This is a genomic window from Klebsiella sp. PK18 (assembly GCF_057784655.1).
Genome location: NZ_CM173493.1, coordinates 5360019 through 5384593, shown reverse-complemented (window position 1 = coordinate 5384593; position 24575 = coordinate 5360019). Strand labels below are relative to the sequence as shown.

At 54.6% G+C, this 24575-nt stretch carries 18 protein-coding genes, 6 tRNA genes and 3 rRNA genes; 23 read left to right on the top strand and 4 right to left on the bottom strand.

Annotation, left to right across the window (positions count from 1 at the left end; translation table 11 throughout):
• The first annotated feature begins 25 nt into the window (after positions 1-25).
• The 4 genes from tatA to tatD are packed head-to-tail and all read left to right on the top strand — an operon-like array spanning position 26 to position 2435.
• On the top strand, positions 26-277 hold the full coding sequence (gene tatA / locus AC3EMD_RS26335) for a Sec-independent protein translocase subunit TatA (protein ID WP_302073850.1): 252 nt from the start codon (positions 26-28) through the stop codon (positions 275-277).
• A 3-nt stretch (positions 278-280) separates the two neighbouring features.
• A complete protein-coding gene (gene tatB, locus AC3EMD_RS26330; protein ID WP_008807932.1) occupies positions 281-817 on the top strand; it encodes a Sec-independent protein translocase protein TatB in 537 nt (178 codons plus the stop codon).
• A 2-nt stretch (positions 818-819) separates the two neighbouring features.
• Complete coding sequence (gene tatC / locus AC3EMD_RS26325) at positions 820-1599, top strand: Sec-independent protein translocase subunit TatC (RefSeq protein WP_004886745.1); 780 nt, start codon at positions 820-822, stop codon at positions 1597-1599.
• Between the two features lie 32 nt (positions 1600-1631).
• Positions 1632-2435 carry a 3'-5' ssDNA/RNA exonuclease TatD gene (gene tatD, locus AC3EMD_RS26320; RefSeq protein WP_181401567.1) on the top strand — a complete coding sequence of 268 codons (804 nt, stop codon included), beginning with the start codon at positions 1632-1634 and terminating at the stop codon, positions 2433-2435.
• Here the strand turns inward: tatD and rfaH are convergent.
• Positions 2432-2920 (bottom strand): transcription/translation regulatory transformer protein RfaH, encoded by a 489-nt coding sequence (gene rfaH, locus AC3EMD_RS26315; RefSeq protein WP_008807930.1) that lies wholly within the window; start codon positions 2918-2920, stop codon positions 2432-2434. The two genes, tatD and rfaH, sit on opposite strands and share 4 nt — an antisense overlap.
• Before the next feature lie 178 nt (positions 2921-3098).
• Between rfaH and ubiD the strand changes: the two genes are divergently transcribed.
• Positions 3099-4568, top strand: coding sequence for a 4-hydroxy-3-polyprenylbenzoate decarboxylase (ubiD, locus tag AC3EMD_RS26310; protein WP_110200339.1), 1470 nt, complete (start codon positions 3099-3101; stop codon positions 4566-4568).
• Between the two features lie 55 nt (positions 4569-4623).
• Complete coding sequence (gene fre, locus AC3EMD_RS26305) at positions 4624-5325, top strand: NAD(P)H-flavin reductase (protein WP_008807928.1); 702 nt, start codon at positions 4624-4626, stop codon at positions 5323-5325.
• Between the two features lie 106 nt (positions 5326-5431).
• On the opposite strand, the gene fadA is transcribed toward fre, so the two are convergent.
• Positions 5432-6595, bottom strand: a complete 1164-nt coding sequence (fadA, locus tag AC3EMD_RS26300; RefSeq protein ID WP_008807927.1) for an acetyl-CoA C-acyltransferase FadA — start codon at positions 6593-6595, stop codon at positions 5432-5434.
• Positions 6596-6604: 9 nt separating this feature from the next.
• Positions 6605-8794 (bottom strand): fatty acid oxidation complex subunit alpha FadB, encoded by a 2190-nt coding sequence (fadB, locus tag AC3EMD_RS26295; protein WP_044614361.1) that lies wholly within the window; start codon positions 8792-8794, stop codon positions 6605-6607.
• 191 nt (positions 8795-8985) lie between these two features.
• On the opposite strand from fadB, the gene pepQ reads away from it, so the two are divergent.
• The 11 genes from pepQ (at position 8986) to birA (ending at position 20715) form a co-directional block, all read left to right on the top strand.
• On the top strand, positions 8986-10317 hold the full coding sequence (pepQ, locus tag AC3EMD_RS26290) for a Xaa-Pro dipeptidase (RefSeq protein ID WP_012969182.1): 1332 nt from the start codon (positions 8986-8988) through the stop codon (positions 10315-10317).
• On the top strand, positions 10317-10931 hold the full coding sequence (locus AC3EMD_RS26285; protein WP_008807924.1) for an IMPACT family protein: 615 nt from the start codon (positions 10317-10319) through the stop codon (positions 10929-10931). The genes pepQ and AC3EMD_RS26285 overlap by 1 nt, the downstream gene beginning before the upstream one ends.
• Positions 10932-10970: 39 nt before the next feature.
• A complete protein-coding gene (gene trkH, locus AC3EMD_RS26280; RefSeq protein ID WP_008807923.1) occupies positions 10971-12422 on the top strand; it encodes a Trk system potassium transporter TrkH in 1452 nt (483 codons plus the stop codon).
• Between the two features lie 11 nt (positions 12423-12433).
• Complete coding sequence (gene hemG / locus AC3EMD_RS26275; RefSeq protein ID WP_302073849.1) at positions 12434-12967, top strand: menaquinone-dependent protoporphyrinogen IX dehydrogenase; 534 nt, start codon at positions 12434-12436, stop codon at positions 12965-12967.
• Between the two features lie 388 nt (positions 12968-13355).
• Positions 13356-14895: ribosomal RNA gene (locus AC3EMD_RS26270) — 16S ribosomal RNA — on the top strand.
• 69 nt (positions 14896-14964) lie between these two features.
• Positions 14965-15041: transfer RNA gene (locus tag AC3EMD_RS26265), tRNA-Ile, on the top strand.
• A gap of 36 nt (positions 15042-15077) precedes the next feature.
• Positions 15078-15153, top strand: a tRNA-Ala gene (locus AC3EMD_RS26260).
• A gap of 165 nt (positions 15154-15318) precedes the next feature.
• A 23S ribosomal RNA gene (locus AC3EMD_RS26255) occupies positions 15319-18222 on the top strand.
• Positions 18223-18321: 99 nt separating this feature from the next.
• Positions 18322-18437 (top strand): 5S ribosomal RNA (gene rrf / locus AC3EMD_RS26250).
• The 16S, 23S and 5S rRNA genes sit together here with 2 tRNA genes alongside, the layout of an rRNA operon.
• 290 nt (positions 18438-18727) lie before the next feature.
• On the top strand, positions 18728-19756 hold the full coding sequence (gene murB, locus AC3EMD_RS26245) for a UDP-N-acetylmuramate dehydrogenase (RefSeq protein WP_012969181.1): 1029 nt from the start codon (positions 18728-18730) through the stop codon (positions 19754-19756).
• Complete coding sequence (gene birA / locus AC3EMD_RS26240) at positions 19753-20715, top strand: bifunctional biotin--[acetyl-CoA-carboxylase] ligase/biotin operon repressor BirA (RefSeq protein WP_008808010.1); 963 nt, start codon at positions 19753-19755, stop codon at positions 20713-20715. Before murB ends, birA begins: the two co-directional genes overlap by 4 nt.
• Before the next feature lie 26 nt (positions 20716-20741).
• Here birA and coaA read toward each other — a convergent pair whose 3' ends face one another.
• On the bottom strand, positions 20742-21692 hold the full coding sequence (gene coaA, locus AC3EMD_RS26235) for a type I pantothenate kinase (protein ID WP_012543215.1): 951 nt from the start codon (positions 21690-21692) through the stop codon (positions 20742-20744).
• 418 nt (positions 21693-22110) lie between these two features.
• Here coaA and AC3EMD_RS26230 point away from each other — a divergent pair.
• The 6 genes from AC3EMD_RS26230 (at position 22111) to secE (ending at position 24574) form a co-directional block, all read left to right on the top strand.
• Positions 22111-22186, top strand: a tRNA-Thr gene (locus AC3EMD_RS26230).
• 10 nt (positions 22187-22196) lie between these two features.
• Positions 22197-22281 (top strand) — tRNA-Tyr (locus tag AC3EMD_RS26225).
• A gap of 115 nt (positions 22282-22396) precedes the next feature.
• Positions 22397-22471: transfer RNA gene (locus tag AC3EMD_RS26220), tRNA-Gly, on the top strand.
• A 5-nt stretch (positions 22472-22476) separates the two neighbouring features.
• Positions 22477-22552: transfer RNA gene (locus AC3EMD_RS26215), tRNA-Thr, on the top strand.
• 115 nt (positions 22553-22667) lie between these two features.
• On the top strand, positions 22668-23852 hold the full coding sequence (gene tuf / locus AC3EMD_RS26210) for an elongation factor Tu (protein WP_012543214.1): 1185 nt from the start codon (positions 22668-22670) through the stop codon (positions 23850-23852).
• Between the two features lie 338 nt (positions 23853-24190).
• Positions 24191-24574, top strand: a complete 384-nt coding sequence (gene secE / locus AC3EMD_RS26205) for a preprotein translocase subunit SecE (protein ID WP_002883772.1) — start codon at positions 24191-24193, stop codon at positions 24572-24574.
• Position 24575: the final 1 nt, after the last annotated feature.

The window sequence follows — 24575 nt, the reverse complement described above, 5'->3', positions numbered from 1 at the left end:
CATCATCTGTCATAGGGGAACGTGTATGGGTGGTATCAGTATTTGGCAGTTATTAATTGTTGTCGTCATCGTAGTTCTGCTTTTTGGGACGAAGAAGCTGAGCTCACTGGGGTCAGACTTAGGGGCATCTATCAAAGGCTTTAAAAAAGCCATGAGTGATGATGATAAACCCGAAAAGTCGGCGCCAGACGCAGATTTCACGGCGAAAGCCATCGCCGATAAACAGGATGATGCAAAAAAAGATGAGACAAAACGCCACGACAAAGAGCAGGTGTAACTCGTGTTCGATATTGGTTTTAGTGAACTACTGCTGGTGTTTGTGATTGGCCTCATTGTTCTGGGGCCACAGCGGCTTCCCGTCGCGGTTAAAACGGTGGTTGGCTGGATCCGTACGCTACGCTCGCTGGCGACCACGGTACAAAATGAGCTGGCCCAGGAGCTAAAACTGCAGGAGTTCCAGGAGAGCCTCAAGAAGGTGGAAAAGGCCAGCCTGAATAACCTGACGCCGGAGCTGAAAGCCTCCATGGATGAACTGCGCGAGGCTGCGGAGTCGATGAAGCGCTCCTATAGCGCCCACGATCCTGAAAAGGCCAGCGACGAAGCCAATACCATCCTTAATCCGGTGGTGAAAGGCAGTGAAGCGCAGCGCCAGGACGTCACGCCGGCGACGGCAGAACATCAGGCCAGCGCTCCGGCTCATGCGCCGGATCCTGTCGCCGATGAGCAACCCGCTTCACCGGCTGAACTTCCGGCAGAGAAAACATCCGCTACGGCGGCAGCCCCTCATTCTTCCCCCGCATCGAGTGATAAACCGTAAACATGGGCGTAGACGATACACAACCGCTAATTTCGCATCTGATTGAGCTGCGCAAGCGTCTGCTCAACAGCATCATTGCTATCCTGGTGATCTTCCTGGCGCTGGTCTATTTCGCCAATGATATCTACCAGCTGGTCTCGGCCCCGCTTATCAGCAAGATGCCGGTAGGCGCGACGATGATCGCCACTGATGTCGCTTCACCTTTCTTTACGCCGATAAAGCTGACCTTCATGGTGTCGGTGATCCTGTCAGTGCCGATTATTCTTTACCAGGTATGGGCCTTCGTCGCGCCGGCGCTGTATAAGCACGAGCGCCGGCTGGTGGTGCCTTTACTGGTATCCAGTACGCTGCTGTTCTATATCGGCATGGCTTTCGCTTATTTTGTCGTGTTTCCGCTGGCGTTCGGCTTCCTGACCCATGCTGCCCCAGAGGGGGTGCTGGTCTCGACCGATATCCGCAGCTATCTCGACTTCGTGATGGCGCTGTTTATGGCTTTCGGGGTCTCTTTTGAGGTACCGGTCGCCATTGTGCTGCTCTGCTGGATGGGCGTTACTACGCCGGAAGAACTGCGCAAAAAACGGCCGTATGTGCTAGTGGGCGCCTTCGTGGTGGGCATGCTGCTGACACCGCCGGACGTATTCTCGCAGACGCTGCTGGCCATTCCGATGTACTGTCTGTTTGAAGTCGGGGTGTTCTTCGCCCGCTTCTACACCGGGAAGCGCCTGACGCGTGATGACGACGCTGCGGCCGAAGCTGAAGCCGCGGAGCACAGAGAAGAGTAATACCGCCAACCGCCCGTCAGGGCGGTTGTCATATGGGAGCGATCATGTTTGATATCGGCGTTAATCTCACCAGTTCGCAGTTTTCCCGCGACCATGATGAGGTGGTGGCGCGCGCCCGGGCGGCGGGGGTTCACGGCATGCTGCTGACCGGCACAAATTTGCCGGAGAGCCAGCAGGCCCAGAGAATGGCGAGCCATTATTCCGGTTGCTGGTCCACGGCAGGGATTCATCCCCATGACGGCAGCAGCTGGTCGCCAGCGGTCGCCGAGGCGATTTATACCCTCGCCCGCGAGCCACAGGTGGTGGCGATAGGTGAGTGCGGTCTGGATTTCAACCGTAATTTCTCCACGCCGCAGGAGCAGGAGGCAGCGTTCAGCGCCCAGCTGGCGCTGGCCGCTGAGCTGTCGATGCCGGTGTTTTTACACTGCCGCGACGCCCACGACCGGTTTCTGGCGTTGCTTAAACCCTGGCTTGAGAAGATCCCGGGCGCGGTGCTGCACTGCTTTACCGGCAGCCGCAGCGAGGTGCAGGAATGCCTGGATCTGGGCCTGTTTATCGGTATTACCGGTTGGGTATGCGATGAGCGGCGGGGACTGGAGCTGCGCGAGCTGCTGCCGGCGATCCCGGCGGAACGTCTGCTGCTGGAGACCGATGCGCCTTATCTGCTGCCTCGCGACCTCAAGCCGAGACCGGCCTCGCGGCGTAACGAGCCCGCGTATTTGCCGCATATCCTGGCCAGCGTCGCGAGCTGGCGGGGCGAAGAGACGCAATGGCTGGAGGCGCAAACGGACGCAAACGTCAGGACGCTGTTTGGCATCGACGTTAACGGCGTTTAGATTTTCTGGAAGTCGGTATTTTTAACGCTCTGCAGGACTTGCTTATTCAGCAGGTTTAACAGCAACATAGAACGAGCTTCGCCGTCCGGCTCGGTGAAGATAGCCTGTAAGCCTTCGAACGCGCCGTCGGTGATTAGCACGCTATCGCCCTCATGCGGCGTTTCCGGGTCGGTAATGCCTTCTGGTTTGTAGATAGAGAGCTGATGAATCACCGCCGAGGGAACGACAGCGGGCAGGGCGCCAAAGCGCACGAAGTTGTTAACCCCGCGGGTGGCGCTGATGGTAGTGGTATGAATCACCTCTGGATCGAACTCAATAAACAGGTAGTTCGGGAACAGCGGTTCGCTGACCATGGTGCGTTTACCGCGAATGATTTTTTCCAGCGCAATCGTCGGCATCAGGCAGTTAACTGACTGACGTTCCAGATGTTCCTGGGCTCGTTGTAGCTGCCCACGTTTGCAATACAGTAAGTACCAGGCTTGCATAATGACTCATTCCACTTCTAATAACGGCAAGCATAACAAATGGCTGGTGTAATCGCGAAAGCCATTATAATTGAAATCCAAATTTCAGCGTTCTTTCACGCTAATTTAACAAAATTACAGCATCGCGCCGTCGAACACCGTATAATTAGCCGCCTGTAGAGAGGTCAATAACACTTTCATGAAATACCACGATCTTCGCGACTTTCTGACACTCCTGGAACAACAGGGCGAACTAAAACGTATCACTCTGCCGGTCGATCCTCACCTGGAAATCACCGAAATTGCCGACCGGACCCTGCGTGCCGGTGGCCCGGCGCTGCTGTTTGAAAACCCGAAAGGCTACTCGATGCCGGTGCTGTGCAATCTGTTTGGCACGCCGCGTCGTGTGGCGCTAGGGATGGGCCAGGAAGACGTCAGTTCGCTACGGGAAGTCGGGAAGCTATTGGCCTTTCTGAAAGAGCCGGAGCCGCCAAAAGGCTTCCGCGATCTGTTTGATAAGCTGCCGCAGTTCAAGCAAGTGCTGAATATGCCGACCAAACGTCTGCGTGGCGCGCCTTGTCAGCAAAAAATCATCCATGGCGATGACGTCGACCTGAATAAAATCCCGATTATGACCTGCTGGCCGGAAGATGCCGCGCCGCTGATCACCTGGGGGCTGACGGTGACCCGCGGGCCGCACAAAGAGCGGCAGAACCTGGGAATTTATCGCCAGCAGCTGATCGGTAAAAATAAACTCATCATGCGTTGGTTATCCCACCGCGGCGGCGCGCTCGATTTCCAGGAGTGGTGCGCGGCGCATCCCGGCGAGCGCTTCCCGGTTTCCGTGGCGCTTGGCGCCGATCCGGCGACCATTCTTGGCGCGGTGACGCCGGTGCCCGATACGCTGTCGGAATATGCTTTCGCAGGCTTGCTGCGCGGCACCAAGACCGAAGTGGTGAAGTGCGTTTCCAATGACCTTGAAGTCCCGGCCAGCGCGGAAATTGTGCTCGAAGGTTACATTGAGGCCGGGGAGATGGCGCCGGAAGGCCCGTATGGCGATCATACTGGTTACTACAATGAAGTGGACAGCTTCCCGGTATTTACGGTGACCCATATTACCCAGCGCGAAGACGCGATTTATCATTCGACCTATACCGGCCGACCGCCCGATGAGCCCGCGGTGCTGGGCGTGGCGCTGAACGAAGTCTTTGTACCGATTCTGCAAAAGCAGTTCCCGGAAATCGTCGACTTTTATCTGCCGCCGGAAGGGTGTTCCTATCGCCTGGCGGTGGTGACCATGAAAAAACAGTACGCGGGCCATGCCAAGCGCGTGATGATGGGCGTCTGGTCATTCCTGCGCCAGTTCATGTATACCAAATTCGTGATCGTATGCGATGACGACGTCAACGCACGCGACTGGAACGACGTGATTTGGGCGATTACTACCCGTATGGACCCGGCTCGTGATACGGTACTGGTAGAAAATACGCCAATAGATTATCTGGATTTTGCCTCGCCGGTTTCCGGCCTGGGTTCAAAAATGGGGCTGGATGCCACGAATAAATGGCCTGGCGAAACCCAGCGTGAATGGGGTCGTCCAATCAAAAAAGATCCTCAGGTGACGGCGCGCATCGACGCCATCTGGGATGAACTGGCCATCTTTAAATAACAGTAAGCGGGGCTAACGCCGCTGTTTTGCTCTATAGACCCGACAGAGGGGACGCATGACAACCTTAAGCTGTAAAGTGACCTCAGTGGAGGCGATTACCGATACCGTGTATCGCGTTCGATTAGTACCGGAAGCGGCATTCTCTTTCCGCGCTGGCCAGTATCTGATGGTGGTAATGGACGAGCGCGATAAGCGTCCGTTCTCTATGGCTTCCACACCGTCAGAGCACGAGTTTATCGAGCTGCATATCGGTGCTTCTGAACTCAATCTGTATGCGATGGCGGTGATGGATCGCATTCTGAAAGAGCGTGAAATTGAGGTTGATATTCCGCATGGCGAAGCGTGGCTGCGCGATGACGAAGATCGCCCGCTGATTCTGATCGCCGGCGGTACCGGATTCTCTTATGTGCGTTCTATTCTGTTAACCGCGCTGGCGCGTAACCCGGATCGCGATATCGCCATTTATTGGGGCGGCCGCGAGGCTAAGCATCTGTACGATCTGGCCGAGCTGGAAGCGTTAAGCATCAAACATCCGAATCTGCGCATCGAGCCGGTGGTCGAGCAACCGGAAGAAGGGTGGCGCGGTCGTTCCGGTACGGTACTGACTGCCGTGCTGCAGGATTACGGCACGCTGGCCGAGCATGATATCTACATTGCCGGTCGTTTTGAGATGGCTAAGATTGCCCGCGACCTGTTCTGCAACGAACGCGGCGCGCGCGAAGATCGCCTGTTTGGCGACGCGTTTGCCTTTATCTGAAAATAAAAAACCCGCCCCTGACAGGCGGGAAGAACGGCAACTAAACCTGCTCTCTTCGCCATTGCTGCCTGTTTCTGGTCGCAATGGCGTTGAGATAACCCTTCGATTAAATCCGCTCAAACACAGTGGCAATACCCTGACCTAAACCGATACACATGGTCGCCAGACCGAACTGAGCGTCTTTGCGTTCCATCTGATTGATCAACGTGGTGCTAATGCGCGCCCCGGAGCAGCCCAACGGATGTCCGAGCGCGATCGCGCCGCCGTTGAGGTTGATCTTCTCGTCGATCTGCTCCATTAAGCCCAGATCTTTAATACACGGCAGGATCTGCGCGGCAAACGCTTCATTCATTTCAAAGACGTCGATATCGCTGGTGGATAAGCCCGCTTTTTTCAGCGCCAGCTTTGAGGCCGGAACCGGGCCATAACCCATAATGGACGGGTCGCAGCCGACCACCGCCATCGAACGGACGCGGGCGCGTGGCTTCAGCCCCAGCTCGCGGGCGCGGCTTTCGCTCATCAACAGCATCGCCGCCGCGCCGTCGGAAAGGGCGGAGGAGGTGCCTGCCGTTACCGTGCCGGTCACCGGATCAAATGCCGGTCTCAGCGCCGCCAGCGCTTCAACGGTGGTTTCCGGGCGGATCACTTCGTCATAGTTAAAAGACTTTAGTACGCCATCGGCATCGTGGCCACCGGTCGGGATAATCTCGGCTTTGAAGGCGCCTGATTGCGTCGCCGCCCAGGCGCGAGCGTGAGAGCGTGCGGCGAACTGATCCTGCATTTCGCGGCTGATGCCGTGCAGACGCGCCAGCATTTCCGCGGTCAGCCCCATCATGCCGGCGGCTTTCGCCACATTACGGCTGAGGCCCGGATGGAAATCGACACCGTGGCTCATTGGCACATGGCCCATGTGCTCAACGCCGCCAATCAGGCAGACGCTGGCATCGCCGGTCATGATCATACGGGCCGCATCGTGCAGCGCCTGCATGGAGGAACCGCACAGACGGTTAACCGTCGTCGCCGGTACCGAGTGCGGGATTTCTGCCAGCAGCGCGGCGTTACGCGCAATGTTGAAACCCTGCTCCAGCGTTTGTTGCACGCAGCCCCAGTAAATATCGTCAATCGCGCTCGCCTCAAGCGACGGGTTACGCGAAAGCAGGCTACGCATCAGGTGCGCGGAGAGGTCTTCCGCACGCACGTTGCGAAAGGCGCCGCCCTTCGAACGGCCCATCGGGGTGCGAATTGCATCGACAATGACAACCTGTTCCATTGTGACTCCTTAAGCCGTTTTCAGAGCGCCAACCGGACGGGCTGGCTCTACCTGGGGATAATACGCTTCGTTATGGCGCGCTTTGTCACGCAGACCGGCTGGCACTTCATACAGCGGGCCAAGGTGCTGGTATTGCTGTGCCATATCGAGATACTTCGCGCTGCCGATGGTGTCCAGCCAGCGGAATGCGCCGCCGTGGAACGGAGGGAAGCCCAGGCCGTATACCAGCGCCATATCCGCTTCCGCCGGGCTGGCGATAATGCCTTCTTCCAGGCAGCGGACGACTTCGTTAACCATCGGGATCATCATGCGGGCGATAATCTCTTCATCGCTGAAATCGTGCTTCGGCTGGCTGACGTCGGCCAGCAGGCCGTCGACGGCAGCGTCTTCTTCTTTCTTCGGCTTACCTTTGCTGTCTTCTTTATAACGCCAGAAACCGAGGCCGTTCTTCTGGCCGAAACGGCTGGCGTCAAACAGGGCGTCGATGGCGTCGCGATAATCTTTCTGCATCCGCTGCGGGAAGCCCGCCGCCATCACGGCCTGAGCATGGTGGGCGGTATCGATGCCGACCACGTCCAGCAGATAGGCCGGGCCCATTGGCCAGCCAAACTGTTTTTCCATCACTTTGTCGACTTTGCGGAAATCCGCCCCGTCGCGCAGCAGCTGGCTGAAGCCGGCGAAGTAGGGGAACAGGACGCGATTAACGAAGAAGCCGGGACAATCATTCACCACGATCGGCGTTTTGCCCATTTTGCTGGCCCAGGCCACAACTTTGGCAATGGTCTTATCCGAGGTTTTTTCGCCGCGGATCACTTCAACCAGCGGCATGCGATGCACCGGGTTAAAGAAGTGCATACCGCAGAAGTTTTCCGGGCGTTGCAGAACGCTGGCCAGTTCGCTGATGGGGATTGTTGAGGTGTTGGATGCCAGCACGGTATCCGGGCGCACTTTTGCCTCGGTTTCGGCCAGCACCGCTTTCTTCACTTTCGGGTTTTCGACCACCGCTTCAACAACCACGTCGACGCGATCAAAACCGCTGTATTCCAGGGTTGGCTGAATGGTGCTGATCACTCCGGCCAGCTTCAGACCGTCGATTTTGCCGCGTTCCAGCTGTTTATTCAGCAGTTTCGCCGCTTCGGTCATGCCCAGGGTCAGCGATTTGTCGCTAATGTCTTTCATCACCACCGGCACGCCTTTCCAGGCCGACTGGTATGCGATACCGCCGCCCATAATGCCAGCGCCCAGGACAGCAGCATGCTTCGGCGTCTCGACATCTTTGGTCAACTTTTTCGCTTTCGCTTTGACGTACTGGTCGTTCAGGAAGATACCAACCAGCGCGCGGGCCTCATTGGTATGGGCCAGCGGGACAAAGCTTTTATTTTCCAGCACTAGGGCTTCTTCACGACCAAGACGTGCGGCGGCTTCAATGGTTTTCACCGCGGTGATCGGCGCCGGGTAATGTTTCCCGGCAGTTTGTGCGACCATGCCTTTGGCAATCGTGAAGCTCATGGTAGCTTCAATTTTGCTGAGCTTCAGCGGCTCTAGTTTCGGCTGACGTTTTGCTTTCCAGTCCAGATCGCCATTAATCGCCTGACGCAGGATCGCCAGCGCGCCGTCACGCAGTTTTTCCGCTGCGACCACACCATCCACCAGGCCGATTTTCAGCGCCTGATCGGCGCCGACGTCTTTCCCGGCGGCAATAATTTCCAGCGCGCTATCGGCGCCGAGCAAGCGTGGCAGACGCACAGAACCGCCGAAGCCCGGCATAATGCCAAGCTTGGTTTCCGGCAGACCGATACGCAGATCCGGCGTCGCCAGGCGGTAATCGGTCGCCAGGACGCATTCACAACCGCCGCCCAACGCGTAACCATTGACGGCAGAGATCGTCGGGACGGGAAGATCTTCCAGACGATTGAAAACGCTGTTAGCAAAATGCAACCACTGGCTTAACTGCTCCTCAGGGACCAGGAACAGCGAGAGGAATTCGGTGATATCCGCGCCGACGATAAACGCCGCTTTTTCAGAGCGCAGCAGCAGACCTTTGAGATCGTTTTGTTTTTCCAGTACGTCCAGCGCGTGACCGAGGCTGGCTACGGTTGCGGTATCAAGCTTGTTGACCGAACCTGGGGCATCGAACACCAGTTCGGCGATGCCATCTTCCAGCCAGTCGAGGTACAGGGTGTCGCCTTTGTAGAGCATGTCAGTCTCCTGAATCCAGCAATATGATCTGGTCATACCAGATGAGACGGAGTGTGGAATTTATGTTAAAGAATTGCAAATTACTCTTTAAATAATTGCTGGTCGGATCACATCCGGCGGAAATCACCCGCACGCAGGGTGATGTGCTAAGATGCGGAGTATCACGATCCCATAAAAGCAAAGGATGAAAGATGGAATCCCTGTCCGCGCTCTATAAAAATCATATTGTTACCCTACAAGAACGTACCCGCGACGTGCTGGCCCGTTTTCAGATGGATGCGCTGCTGATTCACTCCGGTGAGCTGGTTAACGTCTTCCTTGACGACCACCCGTACCCGTTCAAGGTCAATCCGCAGTTCAAAGCCTGGGTGCCAGTGACGCAGGTGCCTAACTGCTGGCTGCTGGTGGATGGCGTTAACAAACCGAAGCTGTGGTTCTATCTGCCGGTCGATTACTGGCACAACGTCGAGCCGCTACCGACCGCATTCTGGACCGAAGAGGTTGACGTTATCGCGCTGCCGAAGGCCGATGGCATCGGCAGCCAGCTGCCTGCCGCTCGCGGTAATATCGGCTATATTGGGCCGGTACCGGAGCGCGCGCTGGGGCTGGGTATCGCTGCGGATAAGATCAACCCGAAAGGGGTTATCGATTACCTGCACTACTATCGGGCTTATAAAACGGATTACGAGCTGGCCTGTATGCGTGAAGCGCAGAAATCGGCGGTCAATGGTCATCGCGCGGCCTATGAAGCTTTCCAGTCCGGGATGAGCGAATTCGATATCAACCAGGCCTATCTCACCGCCACTGGTCACCGCGATACCGACGTGCCTTACAGCAACATTGTCGCGCTGAATGAGCATGCCTCCGTCCTGCACTACACCAAACTGGATCATCGCGCCCCGGCGGAGATGCGCAGCTTCCTGCTCGACGCTGGCGCAGAATATAACGGCTATGCCGCGGATCTGACGCGAACCTGGGCGGCGCACGGCGACAACGACTTTGCCCATCTGATCAAAGACGTTAATGACGAGCAGCTGGCGCTGATTAGCACCATGAAGGCCGGGACTCGTTATGTTGATTACCATATCCAGTTCCATCAGCGCATCGCAAAGCTACTGCGTAAACACCAGTTGGTTACCGACATAAGCGAAGAGGCGATGGTGGAGAATGACCTGACCGGGCCGTTTATGCCGCACGGGATTGGCCATCCGCTGGGTCTGCAGGTGCATGATGTCGCTGGCTTTATGCAGGATGACACCGGTACGCATCTGGCGGCGCCGTCGAAATACCCGTATCTGCGCTGCACCCGTATTATCGAGCCGCGCATGGTGCTGACTATTGAACCCGGCATCTACTTCATCGAGTCGTTACTGGCGCCGTGGCGTGAAGGCCCGTTCAGCAAGCACTTCAACTGGCAGAAAATTGACGCCATGAAGCCGTTTGGCGGGATCCGTATCGAAGATAACGTGGTGGTTCACGAAAACAGCATTGAAAATATGACGCGCGATCTGAAGCTGGCGTAATGGAAAGCTGGTTAATCCCGGCGGCGCCGGTTACCGTCGTTGAGGAGATTAAAAAAAGCCGTTTTATCACGCTGTTGGCGCATACCGACGGCGTGGCGGCGGCAAAAGCGTTTGTCGAGTCCGTCAGAGCGGATCACCCTGATGCCCGCCACCACTGCGTGGCGTGGGTCGCCGGGCCGCCTGATGATTCGCAACAGCTGGGGTTTTCTGACGATGGCGAACCGGCGGGGACGGCGGGTAAACCGATGCTGGCGCAACTGATGGGGTGCGGCGTGGGTGAGATAACCGCTGTCGTCGTGCGCTACTACGGTGGTATCCTGCTGGGCACTGGCGGCCTGGTGAAAGCCTATGGCGGCGGTGTTCATCAGGCGCTGGCGCAGCTGACGACGCAGCGCAAGACACCGTTAACAGCATATACTTTGCAATGTGAGTATGGGCAACTGGCCGGTATCGAAGCGCTGCTCGCCCAATTCTCCGGGAAGGTAGTCGAAAGCGAATATCTGGCGTCGGTTCGGCTGCGCGTGGCGCTTCCCCGGGCCGAAGTGGCGGCTTTTTCAGCAAAACTGGCTGATTTTAGTCGCGGTTCATTGCAATTACTGAAGATTGACGAATAATCCCCTCTGTTTTTTTGCCTATCAAAGGAAGCGCCAGAGATGCATTTTCGCGCCATAACCCGAATCGTTGGACTGTTGGTCATCTTATTTTCGGGGACGATGATCGTTCCGGGATTAGTGGCCCTGATATATCGCGATGGCGCGGGGCGGGCCTTCACGCAAACCTTTTTTGTTGCGCTGGCGATTGGCTCCATGCTGTGGTGGCCGAATCGTAAACAAAAAGGCGAACTGAAATCCCGCGAAGGGTTTCTGATTGTGGTGCTGTTCTGGACCGTGCTGGGGAGCGTGGGGGCCTTGCCCTTTATTTTCGCCGAGCAGCCGAACCTGACGGTGACCGATGCCTTCTTCGAGTCATTTTCCGGCCTGACGACGACCGGAGCGACCACCCTGGTGGGTTTGGACTCATTACCTCATGCAATCCTCTTTTACCGGCAGATGCTGCAATGGTTCGGCGGCATGGGGATCATTGTGCTGGCGGTGGCGATTCTGCCTATCCTCGGCGTAGGGGGGATGCAGCTCTACCGCGCGGAAATGCCCGGTCCGTTGAAAGACAACAAGATGCGCCCGCGTATCGCCGAGACGGCGAAGACGCTGTGGCTAATCTATGTGTTATTGACGATAGCCTGCGCATTGGCGCTCTGGTTTGCCGGTATGCCGGCGTTCGATGCGATTGGGCACAGCTTTGCCACTATCGCCATCGGCGGTTTCTCGACTCACGATGCCAGCGTCGGCTATTTCAATAGCCCGATGATTAACTCTATCATCGCGATCTTTTTGCTGATCTCTGGCTGTAACTACGGTCTGCATTTTTCGTTATTGAGCGGACGCAGCCTGAAGGTGTACTGGCGCGACCCAGAATTTCGCATGTTCATTGGCGTCCAGTTGACGCTGGTCATCATCTGTACGCTGGTGCTATGGCTTCATAACGTGTATGGGTCGGTGCTGACGACGCTGAATCAGGCATTTTTCCAGGTGGTGTCGATGGCGACCACCGCGGGATTCACTACCGATAGCATTGCGCGCTGGCCGCTATTCCTGCCGGTGTTGCTGCTCTGCTCCGCATTTATCGGCGGCTGTGCCGGTTCCACGGGCGGTGGCTTAAAGGTGATCCGTATCCTGTTGCTGTTTAAGCAGGGCAACCGTGAGCTTAAGCGTCTGGTACACCCGAATGCGGTTTATAGCATCAAGTTAGGTAACCGCGCCTTGCCGGAACGTATTCTTGAAGCCGTGTGGGGATTCTTCTCCGCCTATGCGCTGGTCTTTATCATTAGTATGTTGGCTATTATCGCCACCGGGGTGGATGATTTCTCTGCCTTCGCCTCCGTGGTGGCGACGTTGAACAACCTCGGGCCTGGGCTTGGCGTTGTCGCGGACAACTTTGCCACTATGAACCCGGTCGCGAAATGGATCCTGATTGCTAATATGCTGTTTGGTCGTCTGGAAGTGTTCACCTTACTGGTGCTCTTTACTCCCACTTTCTGGCGCGAATAACAGGAGTGCTCGTGAAAACTTTAATACTCTTCTCCACCCGCGACGGGCAGACCCGTGAAATCGCTTCGTTTCTGGCCTCCGAGCTGAAAGAGCTGGGCATCGACGCGGACACCTTGAACCTGAACCGTACCGATGTCGTCGAATGGCATCACTACGATCGGGTGATCATCGGCGCGTCGATTCGCTACGGGCACTTTCATCCGGCGGTGGACCGCTTTGTGAAAAAGCATCTGGCATCATTGCAGGCGCTGCCGGGAGCATTCTTCTCTGTTAACCTGGTGGCGCGTAAACCCGAGAAGCGCACGCCGCAGACCAACAGCTATACGCGTAAGTTTCTGCTGAACTCGCCGTGGCAGCCGCAGAGCTGCGCGGTATTTGCCGGCGCGCTGCGCTACCCGCGCTACAGCTGGTACGATCGGTTTATGATCCGCCTGATTATGAAAATGACCGGGGGGGAAACGGATACCCGCAAAGAAGTGGTCTATACCGACTGGCAACAGGTATCCCGGTTTGCTCGGGAAATCGCACAAATGGCGCGCAAATAGCGCGTAAAACTCGCGTTGTGATGGAAAATCGAGCGAACGAAAAGTTTTTTTGAATTTCCCCTTGTCACCTCAGAATTACTCCCTATAATGCGCCTCCACTGACACGGAACAACGGCAAGCAAGCCGCCGGGTCAGCGGGGTTCCGGTGAGAACCTCGCAGAGAAAAGCAAAAATAAATGCTTGACTCTGCAGCGGGAAAGCGTAATATGCACACCCCGCGCCGCAGCGAAAAACGAAGCGGCACTGCTCTTTAACAATTTATCAGACAATCTGTGTGGGCACTCAAAGTGACATGGATTCTTAATGTCTTCGGACAAAAAATGAATACCAAGTCTCTGAGTGAACATGCGTAATTCATTACGAAGTTTAATTCACGAGCATCAAACTTAAATTGAAGAGTTTGATCATGGCTCAGATTGAACGCTGGCGGCAGGCCTAACACATGCAAGTCGAGCGGTAGCACAGAGAGCTTGCTCTCGGGTGACGAGCGGCGGACGGGTGAGTAATGTCTGGGAAACTGCCTGATGGAGGGGGATAACTACTGGAAACGGTAGCTAATACCGCATAACGTCGCAAGACCAAAGTGGGGGACCTTCGGGCCTCATGCCATCAGATGTGCCCAGATGGGATTAGCTGGTAGGTGGGGTAACGGCTCACCTAGGCGACGATCCCTAGCTGGTCTGAGAGGATGACCAGCCACACTGGAACTGAGACACGGTCCAGACTCCTACGGGAGGCAGCAGTGGGGAATATTGCACAATGGGCGCAAGCCTGATGCAGCCATGCCGCGTGTGTGAAGAAGGCCTTCGGGTTGTAAAGCACTTTCAGCGGGGAGGAAGGCGGTGAGGTTAATAACCTCACCGATTGACGTTACCCGCAGAAGAAGCACCGGCTAACTCCGTGCCAGCAGCCGCGGTAATACGGAGGGTGCAAGCGTTAATCGGAATTACTGGGCGTAAAGCGCACGCAGGCGGTCTGTCAAGTCGGATGTGAAATCCCCGGGCTCAACCTGGGAACTGCATTCGAAACTGGCAGGCTAGAGTCTTGTAGAGGGGGGTAGAATTCCAGGTGTAGCGGTGAAATGCGTAGAGATCTGGAGGAATACCGGTGGCGAAGGCGGCCCCCTGGACAAAGACTGACGCTCAGGTGCGAAAGCGTGGGGAGCAAACAGGATTAGATACCCTGGTAGTCCACGCTGTAAACGATGTCGATTTGGAGGTTGTGCCCTTGAGGCGTGGCTTCCGGAGCTAACGCGTTAAATCGACCGCCTGGGGAGTACGGCCGCAAGGTTAAAACTCAAATGAATTGACGGGGGCCCGCACAAGCGGTGGAGCATGTGGTTTAATTCGATGCAACGCGAAGAACCTTACCTGGTCTTGACATCCACAGAACTTTCCAGAGATGGATTGGTGCCTTCGGGAACTGTGAGACAGGTGCTGCATGGCTGTCGTCAGCTCGTGTTGTGAAATGTTGGGTTAAGTCCCGCAACGAGCGCAACCCTTATCCTTTGTTGCCAGCGGTCCGGCCGGGAACTCAAAGGAGACTGCCAGTGATAAACTGGAGGAAGGTGGGGATGACGTCAAGTCATCATGGCCCTTACGACCAGGGCTACACACGTGCTACAATGGCATATACAAAGAGAAGCGACCTCGCGAGAGCAAGCGGACCTCATAAAGTATGTCGTAGTCCGGATTGGAGTCTGCAACTCGACTCCATGAAGTCGGAATCGCTAGTAATCGTAGATCAGAATGCTACGGTGAATACGTTCCCGGGCCTTGTACACACCGCCCGTCACACCATGGGAGTGGGTTGCAAAAGAAGTAGGTAGCTTAACCTTCGGGAGGGCGCTTACCACTTTGTGATTCATGACTGGGGTGAAGTCGTAACAAGGTAACCGTAGGGGAACCTGCGGTTGGATCACCTCCTTACCTTAAAGAACCTGCCTTTGTAGTGCTCACACAGATTGTCTGATGAAAAACAGCAGTAAAAACCTCTACAGGCTTGTAGCTCAGGTGGTTAGAGCGCACCCCTGATAAGGGTGAGGTCGGTGGTTCAAGTCCACTCAGGCCTACCAAATTTGCGAAGCAAATTTGAAGAGGTTGCAAACGATGGGGCTATAGCTCAGCTGGGAGAGCGCCTGCTTTGCACGCAGGAGGTCTGCGGTTCGATCCCGCATAGCTCCACCATCTTTACTGCAAACACAAGAAAACTTCAGAGTGAACCTGAAAAGGTGCACTGCGAAGTTTTGCTCTTTAAAAATCTGGATCAAGCTGAAAATTGAAACGACACACAGTTAATGTGTGTTCGAGTCTCTCAAATTTTCGCAATCTGAAGACATCTTCGGGTTGTGAGGTTAAGCGACTAAGCGTACACGGTGGATGCCCTGGCAGTCAGAGGCGATGAAGGACGTGCTAATCTGCGAAAAGCGTCGGTAAGGTGATATGAACCGTTATAACCGGCGATGTCCGAATGGGGAAACCCAGTGCAATTCGTTGCACTATCGTTAACTGAATACATAGGTTAACGAGGCGAACCGGGGGAACTGAAACATCTAAGTACCCCGAGGAAAAGAAATCAACCGAGATTCCCCCAGTAGCGGCGAGCGAACGGGGAGCAGCCCAGAGTCTGAATCAGCTTGTGTGTTAGTGGAACGGTCTGGAAAGTCCGACGGTACAGGGTGATAGTCCCGTACACCAAAATGCACAGGTTGTGAACTCGAAGAGTAGGGCGGGACACGTGGTATCCTGTCTGAATATGGGGGGACCATCCTCCAAGGCTAAATACTCCTGACTGACCGATAGTGAACCAGTACCGTGAGGGAAAGGCGAAAAGAACCCCGGCGAGGGGAGTGAAAAAGAACCTGAAACCGTGTACGTACAAGCAGTGGGAGCACCTTCGGGTGTGACTGCGTACCTTTTGTATAATGGGTCAGCGACTTATATTCTGTAGCAAGGTTAACCGTATAGGGGAGCCGCAGGGAAACCGAGTCTTAACTGGGCGTTAAGTTGCAGGGTATAGACCCGAAACCCGGTGATCTAGCCATGGGCAGGTTGAAGGTTGGGTAACACTAACTGGAGGACCGAACCGACTAATGTTGAAAAATTAGCGGATGACTTGTGGCTGGGGGTGAAAGGCCAATCAAACCGGGAGATAGCTGGTTCTCCCCGAAAGCTATTTAGGTAGCGCCTCGTGAATTCATCTTCGGGGGTAGAGCACTGTTTCGGCTAGGGGGTCATCCCGACTTACCAACCCGATGCAAACTACGAATACCGAAGAATGTTATCACGGGAGACACACGGCGGGTGCTAACGTCCGTCGTGAAGAGGGAAACAACCCAGACCGCCAGCTAAGGTCCCAAAGTCATGGTTAAGTGGGAAACGATGTGGGAAGGCACAGACAGCCAGGATGTTGGCTTAGAAGCAGCCATCATTTAAAGAAAGCGTAATAGCTCACTGGTCGAGTCGGCCTGCGCGGAAGATGTAACGGGGCTAAACCATGCACCGAAGCTGCGGCAGCGACACTATGTGTTGTTGGGTAGGGGAGCGTTCTGTAAGCCTGCGAAGGTGGCCTGTGAGGGTTGCTGGAGGTATCAGAAGTGCGAATGCTGACATAAGTAACGATAAAGCGGGTGAAAAGCCCGCTCGCCGGAAGACCAAGGGTTCCTGTCCAACGTTAATCGGGGCAGGGTGAGTCGACCCCTAAGGCGAGGCCGAAAGGCGTAGTCGATGGGAAACAGGTTAATATTCCTGTACTTGGTGTTACTGCGAAGGGGGGACGGAGAAGGCTATGTTAGCCGGGCGACGGTTGTCCCGGTTTAAGCATGTAGGCGGAGGTTCCAGGTAAATCCGGTACCTTTTAACGCTGAGGTGTGATGACGAGGCACTACGGTGCTGAAGTAACAAATGCCCTGCTTCCAGGAAAAGCCTCTAAGCATCAGGTAACATTAAATCGTACCCCAAACCGACACAGGTGGTCAGGTAGAGAATACCAAGGCGCTTGAGAGAACTCGGGTGAAGGAACTAGGCAAAATGGTGCCGTAACTTCGGGAGAAGGCACGCTGGTGTGTAGGTGAAGTCCCTGCGGATGGAGCTGAGACCAGTCGAAGATACCAGCTGGCTGCAACTGTTTATTAAAAACACAGCACTGTGCAAACACGAAAGTGGACGTATACGGTGTGACGCCTGCCCGGTGCCGGAAGGTTAATTGATGGGGTTATCCGTAAGGAGAAGCTCTTGATCGAAGCCCCGGTAAACGGCGGCCGTAACTATAACGGTCCTAAGGTAGCGAAATTCCTTGTCGGGTAAGTTCCGACCTGCACGAATGGCGTAATGATGGCCAGGCTGTCTCCACCCGAGACTCAGTGAAATTGAACTCGCTGTGAAGATGCAGTGTACCCGCGGCAAGACGGAAAGACCCCGTGAACCTTTACTATAGCTTGACACTGAACATTGAGCCTTGATGTGTAGGATAGGTGGGAGGCTTTGAAGCGTGGACGCCAGTCTGCGTGGAGCCAACCTTGAAATACCACCCTTTAATGTTTGATGTTCTAACGTAGGCCCCTGACCGGGGTTGCGGACAGTGTCTGGTGGGTAGTTTGACTGGGGCGGTCTCCTCCCAAAGAGTAACGGAGGAGCACGAAGGTTAGCTAATCCTGGTCGGACATCAGGAGGTTAGTGCAATGGCATAAGCTAGCTTGACTGCGAGCGTGACGGCGCGAGCAGGTGCGAAAGCAGGTCATAGTGATCCGGTGGTTCTGAATGGAAGGGCCATCGCTCAACGGATAAAAGGTACTCCGGGGATAACAGGCTGATACCGCCCAAGAGTTCATATCGACGGCGGTGTTTGGCACCTCGATGTCGGCTCATCACATCCTGGGGCTGAAGTAGGTCCCAAGGGTATGGCTGTTCGCCATTTAAAGTGGTACGCGAGCTGGGTTTAGAACGTCGTGAGACAGTTCGGTCCCTATCTGCCGTGGGCGCTGGAGAATTGAGGGGGGCTGCTCCTAGTACGAGAGGACCGGAGTGGACGCATCACTGGTGTTCGGGTTGTCATGCCAATGGCACTGCCCGGTAGCTAAATGCGGAAGAGATAAGTGCTGAAAGCATCTAAGCACGAAACTTGCCCCGAGATGAGTTCTCCCTGAGACTATAAGTCTCCTGAAGGAACGTTGAAGACGACGACGTTGATAGGCCGGGTGTGTAAGCGCAGCGATGCGTTGAGCTAACCGGTACTAATGAACCGTGAGGCTTAACCTTACAACGCCGAAGCTGTTTTGGCGGATTTGAGAGAGAAGATTTTCAGCTCTGATACAGATTACTCGATGCGTCCGTGAGACGTGTTGAAAACAGAATTTGCCTGGCGGCGATAGCGCGGTGGTCCCACCTGACCCCATGCCGAACTCAGAAGTGAAACGCCGTAGCGCCGATGGTAGTGTGGGGTCTCCCCATGTGAGAGTAGGGAACTGCCAGGCATCAAACAAAGCAGAAAGCTCAGTCGAAAGACTGAGCTTTTTGTTTTTGCATTTTAAAAAGAACCCCGTCCCGAAAGGTGCGGGGTTTTTTGCTGTGTGGGGTATATCTCCCCGGTGGCGCTGCGCTTACCGGGGCTACGGATTCGCACCCGCCCTGCACGACCTGTAGCCCGGACCGGTACACCGCATCATTACCGGTAACGCCCCCAATATCACTGCCCCTGCAATCAGGCAAGCCTTCCCCCGCCAGATACGGTAAACTAACGCCGATTTTGCATCAGGAAGCCACTATGAACCACTCCCTCAAACCCTGGAATACCTTTGGCATTGAGCGCTCCGCCAGGACGATTGTACGCGCCGAAACTGAGCAGCAGTTATTAAGCGCCTGGCAAACTGCTGTCGCGGCAGGCGAACCCACGCTGATCCTTGGGGAAGGTAGTAATGTCCTGTTTCTGAACGACTATGCCGGTACGGTGATCCTCAACCGAATTATGGGGATCGAGGTGAGCGAAACGCCGGAAGCCTGGTGCTTGCACGTCGGCGCCGGCGAAAACTGGCATCAATTGGTGCAGTTCACGCTACAGCATGCGATGCCAGGTCTGGAAAATTTGGCATTGATCCCTGGCTGCGCAGGATCTTCGCCGATCCAGAATATTGGCGCCTACGGTGTCGAGCTCCAGCGGGTTTGCAACTATGTGGACTGCATTGAGCTGGAAACGGGTCGTAAGCAGCGTCTTTCAGCGGCGGAATGCCGTTTCGGCTACCGTGACAGTATCTTTAAACATGAATACCAGGATCGCTACGCCATCGTCGCGATTGGTTTAACGTTAGCGAAAGCATGGCAGCCTGTACTGAGTTACGGTGATTTAACGCGTCTTGATCCACAGACCGTCACCCCGCAGCAGGTATTCGATTCCGTTTGTCATATGCGAATGACTAAGTTGCCGGATCCCAGGATTAACGGCAATGCCGGAAGTTTCTTTAAGAATCCGATCGTCAGCGCTCAGGTTGCTGAAGCGCTGCTGGCGCAATTCCCCCAGGCGCCGCATTATCCGCAGGCAAACGGCACCGTCAAGCTGGCCGCGGGCTGGTTAATCGATCAATGTCAGCTCAAAGGGCAACGCATTGGCGGCGCGGCCGTCCATCGACAACAGGCCCTGGTACTCATTAATGAAGATCGAGCGACCAGCGAGGACGTGGTAAAACTAGCCCATTACGTTCGCCAGCAGGTGGGTAAGAAATTCGATGTATGGCTTCAGCCCGAGGTGCGCTTCATTGGAACGCATGGTGAAGTCAACGCAGAGGAGAGCATTGCGTGAAAGACCATACTATTCCCTTAACGTTGATTTCTATCCTGGCTGATGGCGAGTTCCACTCAGGTGAACAGCTTGGTGAGCAGTTAGGTATGAGCCGGGCGGCGATTAATAAGCATATCCAGACCTTACGCGACTGGGGCGTCGATGTGTTTACAGTGCCAGGCAAGGGTTACAGCCTGCCAGAGCCCATTCATCTGTTGGATGAGAAAAAGATTTCCCAACAGATTGAACATGGCCGAGTGACGGTTCTCCCCGTGATTGACTCCACTAACCAGTATTTACTGGACAGGCTTGATGAGCTGACATCCGGGGATGCCTGTGTGGCTGAATATCAGCAGGCAGGGCGAGGACGGCGAGGTAGAAAATGGTTCTCGCCCTTTGGCGCCAATCTTTATCTCTCGATGTACTGGCGCCTGGAGCAGGGACCGGCGGCGGCTATTGGACTCAGCCTGGTGATTGGTATCGTGATCGCTGAAGTTCTGCAGCAGCTCGGGGCCGATCAGGTTCGTGTGAAATGGCCAAACGATATTTACCTGCAAGATCGTAAACTGTCAGGGATCCTCGTGGAACTGACCGGGAAAACGGGTGATGCTGCACAAATCGTTAGTGGCGCGGGTATCAATCTTGTGATGCGTCGCGTGGAGTCTGACGTGGTCAATCAGGGGTGGATAAGCCTTCAGGAGGCGGGGGTTGTCATCGACCGCAACCTCCTCGCCGCGCGCCTGATTAAAGAGCTACGTCTGGGCCTGGAACTGTTCGAGCAGGAAGGGTTAGCGCCCTATCTGCCGCGCTGGGAGAAACTGGATAACTTTATTCATCGCCCGGTAAAACTCATTATCGGTGATAAAGAAATCTATGGAATTTCCCGGGGCATTGATGCGCAAGGCGCACTATTGCTGGAACAGGATGGGGTGATAAAAGCCTGGGTTGGCGGTGAAATATCATTGCGCAGCGCAGAATAAAAAAGGGAGCTTCGGCTCCCTTTGCTTTATTTACGTAAGCGTACTTGATTCACAGAATGATTGGCGCTTTTGGTCATGATCAGGCTGGCACGTTCGCGGGTTGGAAGGATGTTTTCTTTAAGATTCATTAAGTTAATCTCGTTCCATAGCGAGGTGGCAATATCCACCGCCTCTTCCTTCGACAGCTTAGCGTAATTGTGGAAGTAGGAGTCAGGATCGGTAAACGCCCCTTCTCGGAATTTGAGAAAACGGTTGATATACCAGCTTTTCAGTAATTCTTCCGGGGCATCGACATAAATAGAAAAATCGACAAAATCGGATACAAATACATGATGAGGATCGTGCGGATAATCCATTCCACTTTGCAGAACGTTGAGTCCCTCAAGAATTAAAATATCCGGCTGCGCGACGGTTTTATCGCCGTCGGGAATAACATCATAAATCAGATGGGAATAAACCGGCGCGGTTGCCTGCGGTACACCTGATTTAAGATCGGAGACAAACTTCACCAGTCGATGCATATCATAGGACTGCGGGAAGCCTTTCTTCTTCATTAATCCGCGTTCTTTCAATACTGAGTTAGGGTGCAAAAAACCGTCAGTAGTGATGAGTTCAACATGGCGGTGCTCCGGCCAACGGCTAAGCAAGGCCTGCAGTACACGCGCGGTGGTGCTTTTCCCCACCGCAACGCTGCCAGCGATGCTGATGATATAGGGAATGCGTTGACCGTTGGTGCCAAGAAATTGTTCGAGAACAGCCTGACGACGCAGGTTAGAACTGATATAGAAGTTGAGCAAACGCGACAGCGGCAAATAGATCTCGGCAACCTCTTCCAGAGAGAGATCTTCGTTGATGCCTTTTAACCGCGTGATTTCATCCTCGGTTAACGTCATCGGGACAGAATCACGAAGTGCAGCCCATTGGTGGCGGTTAAATTGTAGGTACGGTGTCATTAACGTCTGCTCTTTTTGGCTCATAAGCATGTTCTTACCATCGCCGTATACGTTGAAACGGCGATGCTTCACACGAGTTAATCAGGACAATGGGCAGGAGGGTAACACCAGATTGCCGGGAATAATAAGAAAAAAACTCATTGAATGCTGCTTTCTCGCGCCAGCATCACAAGAGAGGAATAAGTTTCTTATTCGTAGTAAACCAGCAGGATAGTGCTAACGGCCCGTTACCTTTCTGTCAGTCGTCCGCATACATCCTGGGCATCAGCGGGTGACTGGAACCGCTCCTGATGAGCTGGATTGCTGGCGAATATTTGCACTGCCCTGTTTGAAATTACACCGTTTTTTCGTGTAAGAGCACAAAATGTGAGCAAGAGAACGTTTTATGCAAATTTTTAGTTGCATGAACTCGCTCCTCTCCCTAGAATGCGCGCTACTTGATGCCGACTTAGCTCAGTAGGTAGAGCAACTGACTTGTAATCAGTAGGTCACCAGTTCGATTCCGGTAGTCGGCACCATAACAATTTGGGTGGGGTTCCCGAGCGGCCAAAGGGAGCAGACTGTAAATCTGCCGTCATCGACTTCGAAGGTTCGAATCCTTCCCCCACCACCACTTTCTGGCGACGCTTTGCGTAGCCGGAGTTGGTTGGGTAAACTAATCAGCTCAATACTAAAGAGAGCAGTCTCTTTAGTATTACAGAAAGAACTGGGTAGCCGAGTTTCAGGATGCGGGCATCGTATAATGGCTATTACCTCAGCCTTCCAAGCTGATGATGCGGGTTCGATTCCCGCTGCCCGCTCCAGACGTGCTGATATGGCTCAGTTGGTAGAGCGCACCCTTGGTAAGGGTGAGGTCCCCAGTTCGACTCTGGGTATCAGCACCACTTCTTTTCTCTCCTTCCCTGTTTCTCTTCTGTTATTTTCATTCAACAAGTCGGGCATGTTGCCTGGTTGATGTGGTGATATCACCGATTTATCCGTGTCTTAGAGGGACAATCGATGTCTAAAGAAAAGTTTGAACGTACAAAACCGCACGTTAACGTCGGTACTATCGGCCACGTTGACCATGGTAAAACAACGCTGACCGCTGCCATCACTACCGTTCTGGCTAAAACCTACGGTGGTTCTGCTCGTGCATTCGACCAGATCGATAACGCACCGGAAGAAAAAGCTCGTGGTATCACCATCAACACCTCTCACGTTGAATATGACACCCCGACTCGCCACTACGCGCACGTAGACTGCCCGGGCCACGCCGACTATGTTAAAAACATGATCACCGGTGCTGCGCAGATGGACGGCGCGATCCTGGTTGTTGCTGCGACTGACGGCCCGATGCCGCAGACTCGTGAGCACATCCTGCTGGGTCGTCAGGTAGGCGTTCCGTACATCATCGTGTTCCTGAACAAATGCGACATGGTTGATGACGAAGAGCTGCTGGAACTGGTTGAGATGGAAGTTCGTGAACTGCTGTCTCAGTACGATTTCCCGGGCGACGACACCCCGATCGTTCGTGGTTCTGCTCTGAAAGCGCTGGAAGGCGACGCAGAGTGGGAAGCGAAAATCATCGAACTGGCTGGCCACCTGGATACCTATATCCCGGAACCAGAGCGTGCGATTGACAAGCCGTTCCTGCTGCCGATCGAAGACGTATTCTCCATCTCCGGTCGTGGTACCGTTGTTACCGGTCGTGTAGAGCGCGGTATCATCAAAGTCGGTGAAGAAGTTGAAATCGTTGGTATCAAAGAAACCGCGAAGACCACCTGTACTGGCGTTGAAATGTTCCGCAAACTGCTGGACGAAGGCCGTGCTGGTGAGAACGTTGGTGTTCTGCTGCGTGGTATCAAACGTGAAGAAATCGAACGTGGTCAGGTACTGGCTAAGCCGGGCAGCATCAAGCCGCACACCAAGTTCGAATCTGAAGTGTACATCCTGTCCAAAGACGAAGGCGGCCGTCATACTCCGTTCTTCAAAGGCTACCGTCCGCAGTTCTACTTCCGTACTACTGACGTGACTGGCACCATCGAACTGCCGGAAGGCGTAGAGATGGTTATGCCGGGCGACAACATCAAAATGGTTGTTACCCTGATCCACCCGATCGCGATGGACGACGGTCTGCGTTTCGCAATCCGTGAAGGCGGTCGTACCGTTGGCGCGGGCGTGGTTGCTAAAGTTCTCGGCTAATCGCTGATAACATTTGACGCAATGCGCAATAAAAGGGCATCATTTGATGCCCTTTTTGCACGCTTTCATACCAGAACCTGGCTCATCAGTGATTTTTTTTGTCATAATCATTGCTGAGACAGGCTCTGAAGAGGGCGTTTATACACCAAACCATTCGAGCGGTAGCGCGACGGCAAGTCAGCGTTCTCCTTTGCAATAGCAGGGAAGAGGCGCCAGAACCGCCAGCGTTGAAGCAGTTTGAACGCGTTCAGTGTATAATCCGAAACTTAATTTCGGTTTGGATCGCCTCGCCCCCGCGGGGTGAAATTGTTTGTAGAATACTTCTGACAGGTTGGTTTATGAGTGCGAATACCGAAGCTCAAGGGAGCGGGCGCGGCCTGGAAGCGATGAAGTGGATTATCGTTGCCGTGCTGCTGATCGTGGCGATCGTGGGCAACTTCCTTTATCGCGACATTATGCTGGCGGTGCGTGCGCTGGCCGTGGTTATTCTTATTGCTGCTGCCGGTGGCGTCGCGCTGTTGACGACGAAAGGTAAGGCGACCGTTGCTTTTGCTCGCGAAGCGCGAACTGAAGTGCGTAAAGTGATTTGGCCGACTCGCCAGGAAACGCTGCATACTACGCTGATTGTTGCTGCCGTGACTGCAGTAATGTCACTGATCCTGTGGGGACTGGATGGTATTCTGGTTCGCCTGGTCTCCTTTATCACTGGCCTGAGGTTCTGAG

Excerpts from the sequence above, each read along its gene's own strand:
- murB (WP_012969181.1), top strand. The coding sequence starts at position 18,728 with ATGAACCACTCCCTCAAACCCTGGAATACCTTTGGCATTGAGCGCTCC.
- tuf (WP_012543214.1), top strand. The coding sequence starts at position 22,668 with ATGTCTAAAGAAAAGTTTGAACGTACAAAACCGCACGTTAACGTCGGT.
- tatA (WP_302073850.1), top strand. The coding sequence starts at position 26 with ATGGGTGGTATCAGTATTTGGCAGTTATTAATTGTTGTCGTCATCGTA.
- tatD (WP_181401567.1), top strand. The coding sequence starts at position 1,632 with ATGGGAGCGATCATGTTTGATATCGGCGTTAATCTCACCAGTTCGCAG.
- tatC (WP_004886745.1), top strand. The coding sequence starts at position 820 with ATGGGCGTAGACGATACACAACCGCTAATTTCGCATCTGATTGAGCTG.
- secE (WP_002883772.1), top strand. The coding sequence starts at position 24,191 with ATGAGTGCGAATACCGAAGCTCAAGGGAGCGGGCGCGGCCTGGAAGCG.
- fre (WP_008807928.1), top strand. The coding sequence starts at position 4,624 with ATGACAACCTTAAGCTGTAAAGTGACCTCAGTGGAGGCGATTACCGAT.
- coaA (WP_012543215.1), bottom strand. The coding sequence starts at position 21,692 with ATGAGCCAAAAAGAGCAGACGTTAATGACACCGTACCTACAATTTAAC.
- pepQ (WP_012969182.1), top strand. The coding sequence starts at position 8,986 with ATGGAATCCCTGTCCGCGCTCTATAAAAATCATATTGTTACCCTACAA.
- fadB (WP_044614361.1), bottom strand. The coding sequence starts at position 8,794 with ATGCTCTACAAAGGCGACACCCTGTACCTCGACTGGCTGGAAGATGGC.
- ubiD (WP_110200339.1), top strand. The coding sequence starts at position 3,099 with ATGAAATACCACGATCTTCGCGACTTTCTGACACTCCTGGAACAACAG.
- trkH (WP_008807923.1), top strand. The coding sequence starts at position 10,971 with ATGCATTTTCGCGCCATAACCCGAATCGTTGGACTGTTGGTCATCTTA.
- fadA (WP_008807927.1), bottom strand. The coding sequence starts at position 6,595 with ATGGAACAGGTTGTCATTGTCGATGCAATTCGCACCCCGATGGGCCGT.
- rfaH (WP_008807930.1), bottom strand. The coding sequence starts at position 2,920 with ATGCAAGCCTGGTACTTACTGTATTGCAAACGTGGGCAGCTACAACGA.
- AC3EMD_RS26285 (WP_008807924.1), top strand. The coding sequence starts at position 10,317 with ATGGAAAGCTGGTTAATCCCGGCGGCGCCGGTTACCGTCGTTGAGGAG.